This window comes from Lysinibacter sp. HNR (assembly GCF_029760935.1).
Classification (GTDB): Bacteria; Actinomycetota; Actinomycetes; order Actinomycetales; family Microbacteriaceae; genus HNR.
Window position 1 is genome coordinate 901,954 of sequence record NZ_CP121684.1, and the last position, 15,836, is coordinate 917,789.

The window sequence follows — 15,836 nt, forward strand, 5'->3', positions numbered from 1 at the left end:
TATGTTCAGCGGGGGTCTTTGCACGTGCAAACGCTTGGCAGGGCAACTGCATGGTTGGGTACCAGCACGTTTGAGCTGATGGTACGGGCTTGTGAGTCGCAACATAAGCTTCTGATCACGGTACTGTTACGGTTTGGCAGCCGAGGTTCGTGTCGTTGCCTGGCCCGATGTTTTTGGCGTAGGTGCAGATGGTGTTGGGGCCTTTTGTTGCGGGGATGGAGATGCTGTAGCCGTGGTTGTTTCCTGCTTCTGGGTAGAGGGCTCCGGTCGCGGGGAGGTATTCGTTTGCGACTGCGGCGTACCAGGTGGTGTTGTTGACGAGGAAGTGGATGTTGAGGGGGGCGGTTGGGGAATCGGGGTCGAAGGCCCAACCGTAGGTGTAGATCCGGTTGGGTGGGGTTGTTGTCGACACAATCTGACCAATCGGTGAGGTATCGGGTACTTCTACGGTTTGGCAGCCGAGGTTGGTATCGTTGCCAACGCCGATATTTTTGGCGTATACGCAAACCCGGTGCTGTCCCGGGGAAGCGGCGGCGGTAATATCGAATCCACGATTTGATCCGGAGCCGGGAAGAGAAGCCTCGGAGTCGGGGTTTGGCTTATTTGCAACCGTTGAGGCCCATGTCGTGCCAATAAGAATATGTATGTTTGTGTTCTGGGAAAAGTTGTCTGGGGAAACAGCCCAGCCCGTGAAGCGGATTGCCCCTGGCTGCGGGGTAACAGCACTGAGTTTTCCAACGGGTGAGGAATCGGGTACTTCTACGGTTTGGCAGCCGAGGTTGGTGTCGTTGCCTGGCCCGATGTTTTTGGCGTAGGTGCAGATGGTGTTGGGGCCTTTTGTTGCGGGGATGGAGATGCTGTAGCCGTGGTTGTTTCCTGCTTCTGGGTAGAGGGCTCCGGTCGCGGGGAGGTATTCGTTTGCGACTGCGGCGTACCAGGTGGTGTTGTTGACGAGGAAGTGGATGTTGAGGGGGGCGGTTGGGGAATCGGGGTCGAAGGCCCAACCGTAGGTGTAGATCCGGTTGGGTGGGGTTGTTGTCGACACAATCTGACCAATCGGTGAGGTATCGGGTACTTCTACGGTTTGGCAGCCGAGGTTGGTGTCGTTGCCTGGCCCGATGTTTTTGGCGTAGGTGCAGATGGTGTTGGGGCCTTTTGTTGCGGGGATGGAGATGCTGTAGCCGTGGTTGTTTCCTGCTTCTGGGTAGAGGGCTCCGGTCGCGGGGAGGTATTCGTTTGCGACTGCGGCGTACCAGGTGGTGTTGTTGACGAGGAAGTGGATGTTGAGGGGGGCGGTTGGGGAATCGGGGTCGAAGGCCCAACCGTAGGTGTAGATCCGGTTGGGTGGGGTTGTTGTCGACACAATCTGACCAATCGGGTCGTTCACCGCTCCTTGCGTGCTGCCAAACCAATCGTTGTAGAGTCGCCAAAAATTACGGTTTCCATAGGCTGAACAGCTATCGCCCGCACCATAGAGGTTATTGAGAGCGGCGGCGTTTGGCTGGTATGGAGTGTAGTAGTAGAGCGCTGCCGTAGCTTTGTTTTTGATGGTTACGGGTTTTGACCCACAGGCTGCATTCGGATTGTAGAGCACGTTACTTGCTCGTCCCACCGGGTACCAGGTGAACGTGTTTGTCGTACCGGGAGGATTACCATAGCGTTTGAACTGCCACGCTGCCATGTAAAGCTGGTTGTACAATCCACCCACGGTGGGGTCGCACCAGCCTGGTTTTGCCGGATTGTCTGGGCAGGCATAGCCCATCGCCCGGTCTAGACGCGCGTCCGTAGGGTTTCTATGGGTGACGAGCGACTGCTCTTTTTCGAGAGTCACCAGAAGAACTTTTGCACTTATGCCGCAACTGCTCTGAACCTTGTAGATAATTTCTGAGGTGAGCTCGTTAGGTGCTCCGCGATAAGCGTTGCACATAGGGTTAGCATCCCGTGTAGTGGTGTTGGTGCGTTTGACGTTCAGGCAGTTTCCGTTCAGGCAGCTTCCGACTTTTGCATCTAGAAAATTCTGAATCTGAGCCTGACTCATCGCCTGTGAGTTGTAGAAAAGTGTGTCGGAAATAATGTTTCCCGGGTCAAACTGGCTGCCGCTCAACGCTGAGGCCGGCTGTGTTGGGGTAACACCCGTGATCAACCCGGTTGTAAAAAGTGCCCCAAAAAGTAGAAGAGAAATCGACTTTTTGCGATTTTTTGATGTGAGAAAATTCATGGTATTTCTATGCTCTCGGGGTCGGAGGTGATGTCAAGGTTTTTCGAAGTGTAAGAAACGGTTACCACCCAGGTGCCGCTGGTCAGTGGCGGGGAATCAAGAGTAAGTGCTTCGCAGATCGTTGTTGTCGCGTCTGTAATAGCAGGAGATTGGGTTCTCTCTGTGCGTCTGTCCGTGCGCGCGGTGAGCGTGCAAACACCAGGGTCTTCGGAGGGAGAGGTAAGGAAAGCAGCCACACTGAGTTTTTTCGCTTCTTTATCCCACTCCCAGTTAGGAATGAACACGGAAGGGACATCTGCTTGGTTATTGCTGGGAAGCTGGTTCTCGGGTATTCCCTGCCCGTCTTGCGAGTATGTCTCTTCCGTCGGGACCAGGGCTGTTTCGGTTTCTGCCGCTGCGGTAGAGCCTGGCGTTGTGCGGGAGGAAGGCTTACCTGGCGTGCCACAACCGACCAGGGCGGAGCAGAGCACAGACACAGTGACGTATATAAGGCTTCGCCGAAGCGAGAAATTCTTTTGAGTTGGGTTGAAAATGATTTGCACCGATTAGGCCTCTGAGGATTGTGATGAGCAGGGGTATTGGGTCAAAGATGTCGGTTCCCTATTGAAAATTGTAGCGCTTTTGCGCGGATGATCCTGAGAATAAAGTTATAAGAATAGGAATGTTGCCCCTACAAACCAGTTGGAACGGTTCTGTATCGTAACTACCACCGAACGAGGCTCTTAAGAGTGGGCACCGACGCTGCAATGCCATAGGGCGCAAGCGGGCTTTCGGGCTAACACGCGTAAGCGTGTTTTAGGGCTGATGTGTTACTTGGGTTAGGGTTAAGGTTGAGTAGTCAAGTCTAGCTGCGGCTGATCGCATATACTTTTGAGGAGTAATTCATCGCTACGAGGAGACCGAGTGTGAGCCCCGCACAAACTTTAGTTGTTCAGTCCGTCTTGTTTCACAACGATCCTGACGACATCATTAAAGCGGCTGAGGCGCTGAGCGGGTCGATAGGACATGCAACCCAGAGCGAGCTCATTTCAACCTGGACCTATCTGGTAGGAGACTGTTCGCCAAAGCCGGCTCTCACCGACGACCACCTCTCGCGCATCGAAGACCTGGTGGCTAGAAGCGGGGGAGTATTTCGATACGAAGCATTTGGCGAGAATCTAGGATCAGCTGCTGGACAGAATAGGCTTGCCGACCTAGCAGAGTCTGATCTTATTCTTATTCTTAACCCCGATGCGATCGTTGCTCCGGATACCGTGACCAATTTGAATCGTTCGTTGGTCGACGGCGTAGGACTTGTGGAAGCGAGGCAGCTTCCACAGGAACATCCTAAGGACTACGAGAAATATCTCGGTGATACCAGTTGGGCCTCGACCGCGTGTGCCCTCACGATACGCGAGGCTTTTGAAAAAGTTGGAGGCTTTGACGCGAGTTCTTTTTTCCTGTACTGCGATGATGTGGACTATTCCTGGCAGCTCAAGCTTCGTGGGTATCGTGTGGTCTATGAACCCTCGGCGCGAGTGTTTCATGATAAACGCTTGACTCTCTCCGGCGATTGGCCCGTATCAACCGCGGAAATATATTATTCGGCAGAAGCAGCCCTCATACTGGCTTATAAGTACTCTCGAAACGACATTGTAGAGAACTTATTGCATGCTTTTGAGGAAGATACAAACGAACACGTTCAAAAAGCTCGACGCGTCTTTCTTCGACGTCGAGAAGAAGGACAATTGCCTGAACCCTGCGACACAGACCATCGGGTTGCCCGGTTTGTTGCCGGGAACTACGCGGTACACCGATTTTGAGAGATAGCTAGAGAATGAAAAATGATATGTCGCCGGATAGAACCGTTCAAGCATCCCTTGTTACCCTGTTCGACTCTTACCAAGAAACTGGCAGAGTAAGTTCTGGCCTGGCTGAAAAGTTGGATGCTCTTCGACGCTATTTGGTAAATCCCCATCTAGAGTTTCAGCCTTTTCTTTCGGTCATCATGAGAACACAGGGCAAACGTCTAGAACCCCTGAAAGATGCGCTACTGTGTCTCTATTCTCAGACGGATAGTGACTTTGAGGTGATCATTGTTGATCATGGATCCTCCGCTTTTGCCGCACGACAGGTTGCCGAGATCATAGGGTCTTATCCCCAATCGTTTCGCGATAAAATACGCGTTATTCGTGTTGAGGGGGGAACGAGAGGAACACCGTTAAACGTGGGAGTGCAGGCTGCGCACGGACGATTCGTGGCGGTTTATGACGATGACGACCTGATATTTGCGCATTGGGTGGAGTCGTTTCACTCAGCAGAGCGAGCTGGTGTTACTCGTCTAATGCGAGCAAACGTTGCGGTGCAGCAGGCCGTTCCTGAACTCTGGCCGCAGGATCAATCAGGCTTTCGCACGCTGTCCTGGCCTAAGGCCGATTATGCAAAGAGCTTCAATCAGGTGGATCATCTGATTATGAATCACTCTCCTTTCATGAGTTGGGCCTTTCCACGCTCGCTCTTTACCGAGTGGGGTCTTGTTTTTGACGAGACACTGAGCGTGTGTGAAGATTGGGACATGATTCTTCGAGGCTCTACCTTAATGGGGGTCGACGATGTATTACACCTCACCGCGATCTATCGCAAGTGGGAGGGAGCATCTTCTTCCTATACCGAACATGATCGAGCCTCCTGGCTCGCTTCGGAGGCTCGTGTCATCGAAAAATTGAATGAGAACCCCTGGGTTGCCTCTCCCGGTGTGGTCGAGGACATTCGGAAATATATAGCCGCGGAATCAGCGCTGCATCCTGTTATCAATACGATGCAAGTTACTATCAACACAATGCGAGACGAATATTCTGATGTGGTAAGCAGCCGTAGCTGGAAGATTACTCAACCGCTGCGTTGGCTATATCCAAAGCTCGCGGGTATTAAACGCCGTATTCGGCGTTTGCTGAGGCAACGTTAGCATGGGGTCGAGGGTCAAGTATGGCTTTCTCGGAGGAGGAAAACAGGCAGACGAGATCGAGGATTATCTTGATCCCGCTCATGCTAGTTTTCGTGCAGTAAGCCGCGAATATCTCGATCCGCGCAACCTCTCTCTCATAGATATTACTACGCGGCAGGAAGAACACTTGAGCACGCCTGTGATTGCTGCGGTGGGTGCTCCAGGATTAAAAAGGAAACTTGTTAACTTTTGGGCCGGGAAAACTTTTCTAACCTATGTTGCCGGATTTAGTAGTGTGAGTCCCTCGGCGACCATTGGTGATGGTTGTGTTATTGCTCCGGGAGCAATCATTACGAATCGAGTGACTCTGGGGCGACACGTGATGATTAACGTGAGTTCATCGATTAGCCACGATACGGTCATCGATGACTATTGCACGGTTTCTCCTGGAGCGCGTATTGCGGGCTCTTGTCGCTTGGCTGCCGGTGTCTTTGTCGGGGTAGGGGCAAATGTAGCACATGAGGTTTCAATTACCGAGGGCGCGATTATCGGTGCCGGAGCAACTGTTCTGAGCGATGTGACTGTGCGAGGGCTCTATGTTGGCACCCCTGCACGCAGGGTAAGAGAGAGCGAGGAGTGGTTGTATGAGCTATGAGGTTCCCTTTATTCGACCGGTTTTTCCTTTCCCCACCGATCTCTCTGTCGATTTTGAGGAGATTATTGAGTCAAATTGGTTTACTAACTTTGGTCCACGTGAGATAAGGTTTCGTGAGAAAATAGCCGATTATCTGGGACAAAACCTGCACGCTGTGACCTTCAACAACGCAACCTCAGGTATAATCGCTGCACTTTCGGCGGTTTTTGGTCCTGGCGATGGTACTAAAGGAATCATTATCCCATCCTTTACTTTTGCGGCGGGGGCCCTGTCCATTCAGCTTCTGGGGTACAAGCCCTTATTCATCGATATTGACGCAGATACGCTTCAGCCCTCCGTTGAATCCGCAATTCATATCGCTAGAGAAGGAAAGTGTGAGGTTGCGGGGGTTTTGCTGTGTAATACTTTTGGAATTGGAAATCCAGATATCTCAGATTGGGAAAATCTCTGCGAGCAAAAATCATGGCCTATGGTTGTTGACTCTGCCGCGGGGTTTGGCTCACGACATTCTGATGGAACCCTTCTCGGCGCAACCGGAAGATGCGAAGTCTTTTCGTTTCACGCGACAAAGCCTTTTGCCATCGGTGAGGGAGGGGCGGTTGTTACCTCAGATCCCATACTTGCCGAGAGTATGAGAAGTTTTTCAAACTTTGGTTTTGCCGATGGTCTCGGCTCAAACCAGGTGGGAATCAACGGTAAGCTACAGGAACTCAACGCGGCTCTGGGGCTCCGTCAATTTCCCAAGTTTGAGAAAGCGCTGAGCTCACGTCGCCTGGCCCTGAACCGATACCGTGAAGAAATTTCAGCGGATTTTTTTAGCTTTCCTCGAGGCATTGAACAATCTTCCGTGTGCTTTGCGAGCGTTATCACGGTAGATCATAAGACCCGAGAACGCGCTCGAGAGAGACTAATCGAAGAGGGAGTTGAGGCTCGGACCTATTATTCACCTGTTGTCGATAGACAACCGATTTTTGCCCCCTATCAAGATTTATCCGCACCCCTCCCCGTTACCGAAGATATAGCAGGACGAGTTCTTTCTCTGCCGATTCATGAAAACATGAAATCAGAAGATCTTGATCGTGTAATAAAAACGTTGAATGGCTTGTAAGTATTATGAATGAAAAAAGTATGAAAAATTCTGTGCCAACAGAAAAAACTAGCTTTGAGGAACACGTAAATAACGAACTTTTTATGCTTCGATCTGAGCTCGCTGTAATAAAAGGTGTTGGCCAGCGCTCGGCAGAACTCAACGCTGAAAAGCTTCAGAACATATACAACGAGTTAGAAAATATTAGGGTTGAATCGCAGAGAAAAGCTCGGCTGCAGGAGGCTGCGCAAGCGGGTATTCTCGCAATTGCCCAACATCATGAATGGCACCTAGACAATATTCGGTCGGTAAGAGATGATACTGACGCCAATAGAGAGAAGCTTGCAGCAATGAGGCTGTCTCCTGAATATGAAAGTGTATTTGAAGACAGAGAGCCGTTAATCACTGTTCGGATTGCTTCCTACACAAAAACTGAAGAGTTGATCGATGTTGCTATCGCCTCTGTTCAGCGGCAGACCTATGAGAATCTTGAGATTGTTATTGTGAATGATGGTCCGAACGAAAAAACGGCTCAGGCAATTAAAAAACTCGGCAATAAACGTATAAGGTATTTTGAGCTAGAACAGCGTAGCGCATATCCAGAGAATCCCCATAATCGCTGGATGGTTGCTGGTTCTCCCGGAATGAATCGGGCGGTTGAACTGGCTCAGGGAGACTGGATTGCGCCCCTAGATGATGATGATGCTTTTACCCCTGATCATCTTGAAAAATTGCTGGAACTAGCGCACACGGAGCGCGCTGAACTTGCATATGGTGCCCTTATTCAAAAAAATGTTATCAACGGGGAAGAAAATCGTATTTGGAGCTTTCCTCCCTCCATAAGTCAGTTTAGCTTCCAAGGGGCCATGTACCTGAAGCTCATGGACTTCTTTCGCTATGATGAGCAGAGTTGGATTGTCCAGGAACCCGGTGACTGGAATCTGATTCGCCGAATGTCTCTTGCGGGGGTAAAGATGGCGGCCATCAAAGATATTGTCGCTGTTATGTATGCCACTCCTTACACCCATAAGGAATCGAGTTGATCCGTGCCTCTCTCTATATCCATGTAAAAAATGCTGGACACTTTTTGCGATGGGAACTTCCGGAGTTTGCGCGCTATTTTGACCTAGTCGATGCTCCACGTTCAGATGCGCTTCTTTTGAGCTTTGGTCCTGATGCTCTTGATGAGGCAGCTCGACTTCCTGCGCTGCGCCGATTTGCCGTGCTTTTCCCTGGATTCTCCTATAATCCAGTGAGAAATATTGAGCTTCGAGAGCATCAGATCTCGATTATTGAAGAGTTTTTCGATGAGGTTTTTATTAACCCGGGACCTCTCGAAATTGCCTATTCAGGTTTGCAAAAAGTATCTCTCTACCCTTTTTCGATCGATTTAGAATTGATTAATTTCACCGGTCCTCGTCAACGTTTAGATTCGCTTCTTCATGTCTCCCACGATAACCCTCAGAAAGATTGGCAGCGTAGTGAGTCTGTCATGAAGAAAACAGGGTTAAAATATGAGGTTTTTCCTCCACGTAACCCTCAGGACTATGAGGAACTGGAGCGCTCGGAGATGTTATCGCGCGTTTCGGGACGCAGGTGGCGACGAAATAAACCTTTTTCACAGGGTGACGCTCCAAGCCACGCGGGCTATTTGAGTCATACACTGACCATGAAGAAATACGCTGAGTATGATGGTTTCGTACATATCGCAACTGATGTTCAGCATCCTGAGTTTATTGATGGAAAATATACAGCCTCTCTCATGGAAGCTGGTGCAACCGGTTCGCTTATATTCTGGCACGATACCTGGCAGCTTGGTAATGGACTTGAAACGGTATTTGCTCTCCCCTCCAATACGACCGAGGCTGCCCGTGAAATTCTTGAGATTAGAAAATCTATAAATGTTGTCGAAAGAAGTCTGGCGACACGTGAGGAAATGCTTGATGTCTTTAACCCTCAATCCTCGGTTCGAATTCGAGCGAACCAAATGATGGATCATCTTTCCTGAGGGGCGTGAGGTGAACGTGGGAATCGACCACGCACGATAGTTCCTATCGTCCAGGAATAACTCCGTGGTCGAGGAGTTCAGTCTCGCAGCTCAGGGTTCCCGAACTGCGACTATCTGCCTCGCGAACGAAAGAGGTCGCACGCTCCACGAAGCGTATCGGATGACCAGCACCATCAAGAAGACCGATCCGAACAAAATATTGTCCCGGACCAAAGTTTGGTTTCTTGAGAATAAAGGTGATTCGTCGATCTTTATTGAGATCTTTGAGTTCTTTACCAAGCCGTTGGCTGGAAGTTGCAAAAACCAGGTAACCGGAACTGTCGGTGATCTCTATTGATGCGATCCAGCTTGTGGCACCGTTCGGATGTGAGAAGTCGATGGTGATATCCAAATCGTCTTCTGCGCCGAGCGAGTCATCCGCCTCACGATAGAGCGGTCTTGCGGTTGCCCCAAGGACAAGCCCTCCTGAGGCCTCAGCGGCGGCCTCTTCGGGGCTTAGCCTGCTTACTCGCTGCTGTTCCAGCAACCTTCGGAACTCTTCCACCGCATGGTCAGGGTTGCCGTCGAACACGACTGAGCCGCGATCAAGCAGTATCGCTCGATCGCACATGCTCTGTACCGTACCAAGCGCGTGGGTGACGAGTACGATGGTGCGGCCTTCTTCTTGGAAAGAGCGGATCTTATCGAGGCACTTGTTCTGGAAGGCCTCGTCACCTACGGCAAGAACTTCGTCGATCAGCAACACGTCAGGATCGGTGTGTATGGCAACCGCAAAGGCAAGTCGGACGTACATTCCCGACGAGTAGAATTTAACCTGGGTGTCAATAAAATCTCCTATTTCGGAGAAGGCGTGTATATCAGCAAATCGGGCATCAACCTCTTCGCCGGTGAGGCCAAGGATTGAAGCATTGAGATAGACGTTCTCCCTGCCGGTGAGGTCGGGATGGAACCCTGCGCCGAGTTCGAGCAGAGCGGCTAATCGTCCCCTGTGCTGTACTGTTCCGCTCGTGGTGCTCAGGATTCCTCCAATCAGCTTCAGGAGGGTGCTTTTACCCGAGCCGTTGTGGCCGATGAGACCGACTGTGCTTCCAGCGTTGACCTCGAACGAAACGTTTTTGAGTGCCCAGAATTCTTTTTTGTGTTTTCGTCCGTTACGTCCGAGTGTGACGATGCGTTCTTTTAAAGAGTTATCCTGGCGCAGCATAAAATGTTTTGATACGTCGTGAACAGCAATAACCGTGGGCGTAGCCTGGGTTTTCATGGCGTGCCTTACTTCTGATTGTTATGTCGATAGGGGTGGGAATATTATAGGTAAAGGGCTAGAGTAATTGGGCAAAATTACCCTGGAGACGACGGAAAACCGCGTGGGTGCCGAAGAGGGCAATCAGGCTTAGTCCGAGTGCAACCCAGAGTGAGAGAAATAGGTTGTCTGGCCCGGGCTGGTCTGCTCCAGCAGTCCACATTGCCTTCTGAAAACCAAGCACAGCGAGTGTAATGGGGTTGTTTGTGTAGATGCTCATGAGGATGCCATTACCCAATTGCTGGTGAACAAGTTCCCAGGAGTACACGATTGGCGAGGCCCACATAAGAACCATCATTGCGACCTCTACCAGGTATTGAACATCGCGGAGGTACACATTGACTGCCGAAAGCAGAAGACTGAGTGCAAGCGCAAAAACCACAATCAACAGGACTGAAGGCACTAGATAGATCAGGTTAGCGCTCCAGGGGAAGGAGCCGAGGATAATGGTTGCGAGAATCAGAATACCGAATTGAATTGCTGAGTTGAACAGGGCAGAACCTAGTGAAGCCAGAGGAAAAATTTCTCTGGGGAGGTAAATTTTCTTGATCAAGCCGGTGTTCTCAACGATTGAGGAGGTTCCACCACTGACAATCTCGCTGAATAGCCCGTATATAGTGAGTCCCGCAAAAATAAAGATGGCAAACTCAGGAATATTACGGGCAGCTCCGAGGAACGTTCCCAGCACATAGTAATAGATAACCAATTGCGTGAGAGGCTTGATCAGGGTCCAGATAAAGCCGAGCGCGCTGTCTTTGTAACGCGCCTTTAGATCCCGCTTGATGAGGCGATCAAGCAGGTCTCGGTGGGCGAAAATATCACGAAGCGAGGCAATAAGGGATGCCCCCGAACGTGAAGCTGATACGCCACCGACAGTCACGAGCGGTTGCTTTTCGAGTGCCGCATAGCGTTCTTGGTTAGGCATAAGCTCCTATGTGTTTCATTTCTTTCAGAGGGATATAACCCCGTCTAAGTATAGAGGTATAAGATCGGTCCCCTCTGGACGGGCTAGGCGGGCATTACATGTGGTTGTTCATCAATCCATGTTGCAAGCATGTTAATGCCCTGTGCCAGTGTGTATTGTGGTTGCCAGCCGAGGACGGTTTGTGCGTTGTTCACGTTGGTCCATGCGTGGCGAACATCTCCCTCTCGGAACTTTCCTGTTACGTGTGGGGGAGGCGCCGCATAGTGCTGGGCGATTAATTCGGCTGCGCTTCGAATCGTTTGAAACTCGCCTGAACCGATATCAAGGGGAATTGGTGAGTTTGTAGTAACGGTTGCGGCAGCTATCAGGGCGGAGGCTACATCATCAATAAAAACAAAGTCTCGTCTGACTTCGCCATCTTCATAGAGTGGGATCGACCGGTTTCCCATCGCTATTCTACAGAATAGCGACATAATGCCGGTATAGGGGTTGATCAGGGATTGCCCCGGGCCGTAAACGTTTTGCAAACGCAGTATCATGGCCTCTACGCCCAAAGAGTTACACCAGGCGGTCAGAATATTTTCTTGGGCAAGTTTGGTAGCCCCGTAGACGCTGACCGGAGCGGGAAAAACGATCGGAGCGCTCATCGGGGTGGGCTCAGCATTTGGGAAATCCCATTCGCCCTGTTGTAGGGATGAGTGGGTTCGCTGGCGCGGGTAGAAAATACTGCTATCTTTTTTATTCTTCCACGCGCCCTCTCCGTAGACTGCCCGGCTGCTGGAAAGAACGATCCTAGTGGGCAATGGTTGCCCCCTCTGTTCTTTTGCGCGCTTGAGAGCATCGAGCATCTGTGTTGTGCCACCAACGTTGACATCACCGTGCCGACTCGACTCTTCAAGGGATTGCCCCGTCCCGGTCTCTGCGGCAAGGTGGATAATAACGTCTGGAGCTATCCCGGTCAGAAGCGTATCCCAGGCTTGAGGATCGGTAACGTCTGCCACCCTTAGCTCAACAGCGGCGTTGAGAGCAACCGGTCGCTGTTCGGTTTCGTGTATTTGGGGGTGTAGATTATCGATTGCGATCACTCGATCAAATAGTCGCACAAGCTCGTCGGAAATGGCGCAACCGATAAAACCTGCGCCGCCGGTGATAAGAACGGTTTGGGAACTGCTAATTTTGGCTTCTGGTTGGAGTGGCACGGAACACCTTTCATTCATGACTATCGTACCTGCTGAGGATCGTGCGGTTTGGTGACCCGATGGAAACCGAGTGGATTGAAACGGGGCGTGCTGAGTTTTGTCTGTTGTGGCGCGTAACATTCTAGCGAAAATTTCACAGAGGTTGTCCGTCCGGCTTCTGTATGTCGTGGTGAGTTGAGGCCAATACTTCAGAGCAAGTTCTGTTCCATAATGTTGGACGAGAGTGAGGAGAGTAATTACGATGTCTGCCCGGTCCCCGAATTTTTATTTGGACGTGCAACATCTCGCAGTCATGAATAATTCCAGCTTTTCCTGAAAGACTTACTTCCCTGTCATCCACCTAAGTATTTCGATATTGATTATTTATCTCACTAACAACCGATTGAAGCTGTGCCTCACTGATCTGGCTGAAGGTCTATACCCTTGGGAAATGTCGTTGTAGCCTGCCGTTGTGATGCTCATTTGTGTCTCGCTGCCACGAAGAAGTACGAACTCGCAAAGCGCGACTGTTGCTCGACCTCCGTATGAACAGCCTCACCAACACTTTTGGGCCTGAGAGTGATATTGTTTTCACCATCCCAAACATGCTGCGATTAGTGATCTCTCGGGGTCTTTCATGGATGAATACCCGGTTCTGAATATGCGAAGAATGCACCGTGTACCTCATGGGTTTCCGGGGCATTTCTGTCCTCGAAGCGATGCTCATCTCAGTGCACGGTGTCTTTGCTTGGGCCTATAAAAGAAGCTGTACATTGTTTCCGCACACATCCACAACTCTGAATCGTCAGGGAAATCCAACCGTATCTGACCTGCGATCATCCCCGGAATTCGTTTTCGTTTCAGTTCCCACATCATATGAGTCACGGCGCTACCCGTGGCGAGTCTGCGTGGCTGGTGTGAATGCACCGCTCGGGGACGTATCTTCGTGTCAACACGCCCCGCCCGAATAATGTGTGGGGGTGCGAGCATCGCCGCTATGTAAGGGGCCCCGGTAACACGGTGTAGGACGCGTTCTCGTGAGAGGGAGACCGGGAGTTTCTATGTATCTTGCGCATAACCCTCGACGAGCTTTGTCCTAGGTGCCGTGAGATGCGATGGAGCGACCAGTTCTTGTCGAGGCTTTTTGTTTTCTATTCGTTCGTCTAGATCGATATGCTAGTCAATGTGTGTTCATAGGAAGCGCAGTCCTTACAATTATTAGTTTAGAGATTGCCGATTAAGTTATTGTACGTTCGGCTAGAGTCCGGGCCGGGGACGTAAGACGCGACCAAAGCCAGCCCAGCTACTCCCGTGGGAGCAGGGGTATCGAGTAGTCTGAAACAGTGTCGCGGGTGTCAGCACCGTTTTGCAACATATTTTCGAGGAGAACAAGTGAGTCAATCGGCTTCGGCCCAGTGCCAACTTGGATGTACGCTGATTACGGGTGGAGCAGGCTTCATTGGCGCAGCCTTCCCATCTCTACTGCGAAATACGACGGAAGTAATTGCATTCGACAACCTACACCCTCAAATCCACGCGACGGGAAACCTGCTAGAGGCGCTGGATAGCCGTGCAACTCTTGTCGTCGGAGACGTTAGATCGGCATCTGACTGGAACCGACTTCTCAGCAATTTTACTCCCAAGATAGGTGTTCACCTCGCTGCAGAAACTGGTATCGGGCAGTCGCTCACCGAATCTACACGATACGCAACCGTCAATGTGGTGGGCGCTACCCAGATGCTCGACGGGTTCCGTTGTAGTGATGTGATGCCCGGTGGGATCGTACCGACAAGCAGCCGAGCTATTTATAGTGAAGGCGCATGGCAGGATACAGAAGTAACTAGCAGCTATCCCGGACAGCGCTCCTTCAACCTGGAAGCCGCAATCTTTCAACGACAAAACCTCTACGGCCCAGGTCGCTCCCTGATCAGTTCTTATATCGGGATCATGTCGGTCTTTTGTCGGATGGCGATGGCGGGAAAGACGGTCTCTCTCTATGAAGACGGCATTGTTCGTCGCGATTTTATGTTAATCGATGATGTCACCCGGGCTGTAGTTGCCGCAGCTTATGTGTCCGCAGTTCCCGATCTTCCTCTTAATATCGGTTTGGGAACCGTCCATACAGTCCCGGATGCTGCTCAGCTGATCAGCCCAGACTACAGCGCCCCTTCTCCTTACGTAACCGAAGATTACCGTCTTGGCGATGTCAGACATCTTTGGGTAGACAACGAACGTGCCAAGGTAAAGCTCGATTGGACGCCCCAACACGACCCTGCATACGGGATACACCGCTTTGCCAATTGGACCAACGAACAGCCTGATGTCCAGCCCGCATAGCCGAACCAGAACACAGGCCGGTAAACAAGCGAGTACCGCAGTTTTCGGTAAGCAACTTGACCCGAGAACCAACAGCCTCAACCTCATTCGTTTGGTGTTAGCTTCGACGGTGCTTTTCGCGCACACCTACTTCATTCTCGGAATAGACGTCGAAAAAATGCCGATATGGGGTGGCAAGCATCTCGGAGTATGGGCAGTAGCCGGTTTTTTCGCGGTGAGTGGCTATCTCATCACAGCAAGCCGCCAACGAACCCGCTTTGCAAACTTTCTTCTGCTTCGTATCGGACGTATCTTTCCAGCTTTTGTAATGGTGTTACTCGTAACTGCGGTACTGTTTGGGCCTATTGCCCACCTGGTCACTCGTGGCACACTTTTGGGATATCTGCGCACGCCGCCAAGTCCACTCAGTTACCTGTTTCAAAACATGTTTCTCGAAGTTCGTCAGTACGACATTGGTGATAGCCTCGCAACCGTTCCATACCCAGACGTTTGGAACGGCTCACTCTGGACGCTCTATTACGAGTTTCTCTGCTATCTCGTTGTGGGAGTGTTCCTCATCTGGCGCCGAGCTCGTAGCTCAGTTTGGCCCTTGATTGCGGCCTTCATTATCTCTGTGCTCATTTACATCAAGATTGATTTCGTATTGTCATTTCTTGATGGCAACACGTCATTTCGTCTGCTCGCGATGCTTCTTCCCTACTTTCTCGGCGGTGCCATCGTTCGAGTGCTGATGCCCTATATTGGTTTGCACTGGATATCTGGCGTCATTTCACTTGCTGGAGTGGTAATTTCAATCGGATACGGCCCAGCGTGGGCTGCTCAGCTCACCGCTCCCCTGCTTGCGTACGGAATTTTGTGGCTGTCTACAGTGATTCCACAACCCGAATGGATCGCCCGCAATGACATCTCGTATGGCGTATACGTGTACGCGTTCCCGATTCAGCAGCTTCTTGTTGTGTTTGGTTTGACGTTTCTTGATCTCTGGTCGTTTTCGCTCATCGCACTTGCAATCACAGCCGTGTTTGCCACCGCAAGCTGGTACCTGGTCGAACGTCCTGCCCTGAGGCGAACACGTACGGCAACCGGCAGAAATGCGGATCGTGCATCAGAACGAGAAATTGCAGAGTCGAAAACGAGAGAAATTAGAATCAATACAGAGATGACCTGAGTTCGAACGCAGCGGGCTTGCGACCGATCAGGTTCAT

The 15,836-nt window shown here is 51.0% G+C and carries 13 protein-coding genes; 8 read left to right on the forward strand and 5 right to left on the reverse strand.

The features are described from left to right. Positions 1-115: 115 nt before the first annotated feature. Complete coding sequence (locus FrondiHNR_RS03885) at positions 116-2,218, reverse strand: hypothetical protein (protein ID WP_279353940.1); 2,103 nt, start codon at positions 2,216-2,218, stop codon at positions 116-118. After that, positions 2,215-2,760, reverse strand: coding sequence for a hypothetical protein (locus FrondiHNR_RS03890; RefSeq protein WP_279353941.1), 546 nt, complete (start codon positions 2,758-2,760; stop codon positions 2,215-2,217). The genes FrondiHNR_RS03885 and FrondiHNR_RS03890 overlap by 4 nt, the downstream gene beginning before the upstream one ends. Before the next feature lie 363 nt (positions 2,761-3,123). On the opposite strand from FrondiHNR_RS03890, the gene FrondiHNR_RS03895 reads away from it, so the two are divergent. Genes FrondiHNR_RS03895 through FrondiHNR_RS03920 form a run of 6 tightly spaced genes read left to right on the forward strand, consistent with a single transcriptional unit; the run spans position 3,124 to position 8,891 of the window. Beyond that, a complete protein-coding gene (locus FrondiHNR_RS03895) occupies positions 3,124-4,020 on the forward strand; it encodes a glycosyltransferase family 2 protein (RefSeq protein WP_279353942.1) in 897 nt (298 codons plus the stop codon). Between the two features lie 26 nt (positions 4,021-4,046). Then, positions 4,047-5,162: a glycosyltransferase family 2 protein gene (locus tag FrondiHNR_RS03900; protein WP_279353943.1), complete on the forward strand. Its 1,116-nt coding sequence runs from the start codon at positions 4,047-4,049 to the stop codon at positions 5,160-5,162. Between the two features lies 1 nt (position 5,163). Further along, positions 5,164-5,796: an acetyltransferase gene (locus tag FrondiHNR_RS03905; protein WP_279353944.1), complete on the forward strand. Its 633-nt coding sequence runs from the start codon at positions 5,164-5,166 to the stop codon at positions 5,794-5,796. Continuing rightward, entirely contained in the window at positions 5,786-6,904 is a 1,119-nt protein-coding gene (locus tag FrondiHNR_RS03910; RefSeq protein ID WP_279353945.1) for a DegT/DnrJ/EryC1/StrS family aminotransferase, read from the forward strand. Before FrondiHNR_RS03905 ends, FrondiHNR_RS03910 begins: the two co-directional genes overlap by 11 nt. Positions 6,905-6,909: 5 nt before the next feature. Continuing rightward, the gene (locus FrondiHNR_RS03915) at positions 6,910-7,926 is read left to right on the forward strand and encodes a glycosyltransferase family 2 protein (protein WP_279353946.1); all 1,017 of its coding nucleotides are present in this window, start codon (positions 6,910-6,912) and stop codon (positions 7,924-7,926) included. Next, the gene (locus FrondiHNR_RS03920) at positions 7,923-8,891 is read left to right on the forward strand and encodes a hypothetical protein (RefSeq protein ID WP_279353947.1); all 969 of its coding nucleotides are present in this window, start codon (positions 7,923-7,925) and stop codon (positions 8,889-8,891) included. The genes FrondiHNR_RS03915 and FrondiHNR_RS03920 overlap by 4 nt, the downstream gene beginning before the upstream one ends. A 43-nt stretch (positions 8,892-8,934) precedes the next feature. On the opposite strand, the gene FrondiHNR_RS03925 is transcribed toward FrondiHNR_RS03920, so the two are convergent. From FrondiHNR_RS03925 to FrondiHNR_RS03935, 3 genes are all read right to left on the reverse strand, one after another. Then, positions 8,935-10,152 (reverse strand): ABC transporter ATP-binding protein, encoded by a 1,218-nt coding sequence (locus FrondiHNR_RS03925; RefSeq protein WP_279353948.1) that lies wholly within the window; start codon positions 10,150-10,152, stop codon positions 8,935-8,937. 58 nt (positions 10,153-10,210) lie between these two features. Next, entirely contained in the window at positions 10,211-11,116 is a 906-nt protein-coding gene (locus tag FrondiHNR_RS03930) for an ABC transporter permease (protein WP_279353949.1), read from the reverse strand. An 83-nt stretch (positions 11,117-11,199) separates the two neighbouring features. After that, entirely contained in the window at positions 11,200-12,315 is a 1,116-nt protein-coding gene (locus FrondiHNR_RS03935; protein WP_279353950.1) for an NAD-dependent epimerase/dehydratase family protein, read from the reverse strand. A 1,371-nt stretch (positions 12,316-13,686) separates the two neighbouring features. Between FrondiHNR_RS03935 and FrondiHNR_RS03940 the strand changes: the two genes are divergently transcribed. Continuing rightward, positions 13,687-14,631, forward strand: coding sequence for an NAD-dependent epimerase/dehydratase family protein (locus FrondiHNR_RS03940; protein WP_279353951.1), 945 nt, complete (start codon positions 13,687-13,689; stop codon positions 14,629-14,631). Further along, positions 14,615-15,799 carry an acyltransferase gene (locus tag FrondiHNR_RS03945; RefSeq protein WP_279353952.1) on the forward strand — a complete coding sequence of 395 codons (1,185 nt, stop codon included), beginning with the start codon at positions 14,615-14,617 and terminating at the stop codon, positions 15,797-15,799. Before FrondiHNR_RS03940 ends, FrondiHNR_RS03945 begins: the two co-directional genes overlap by 17 nt. Positions 15,800-15,836: the final 37 nt, after the last annotated feature.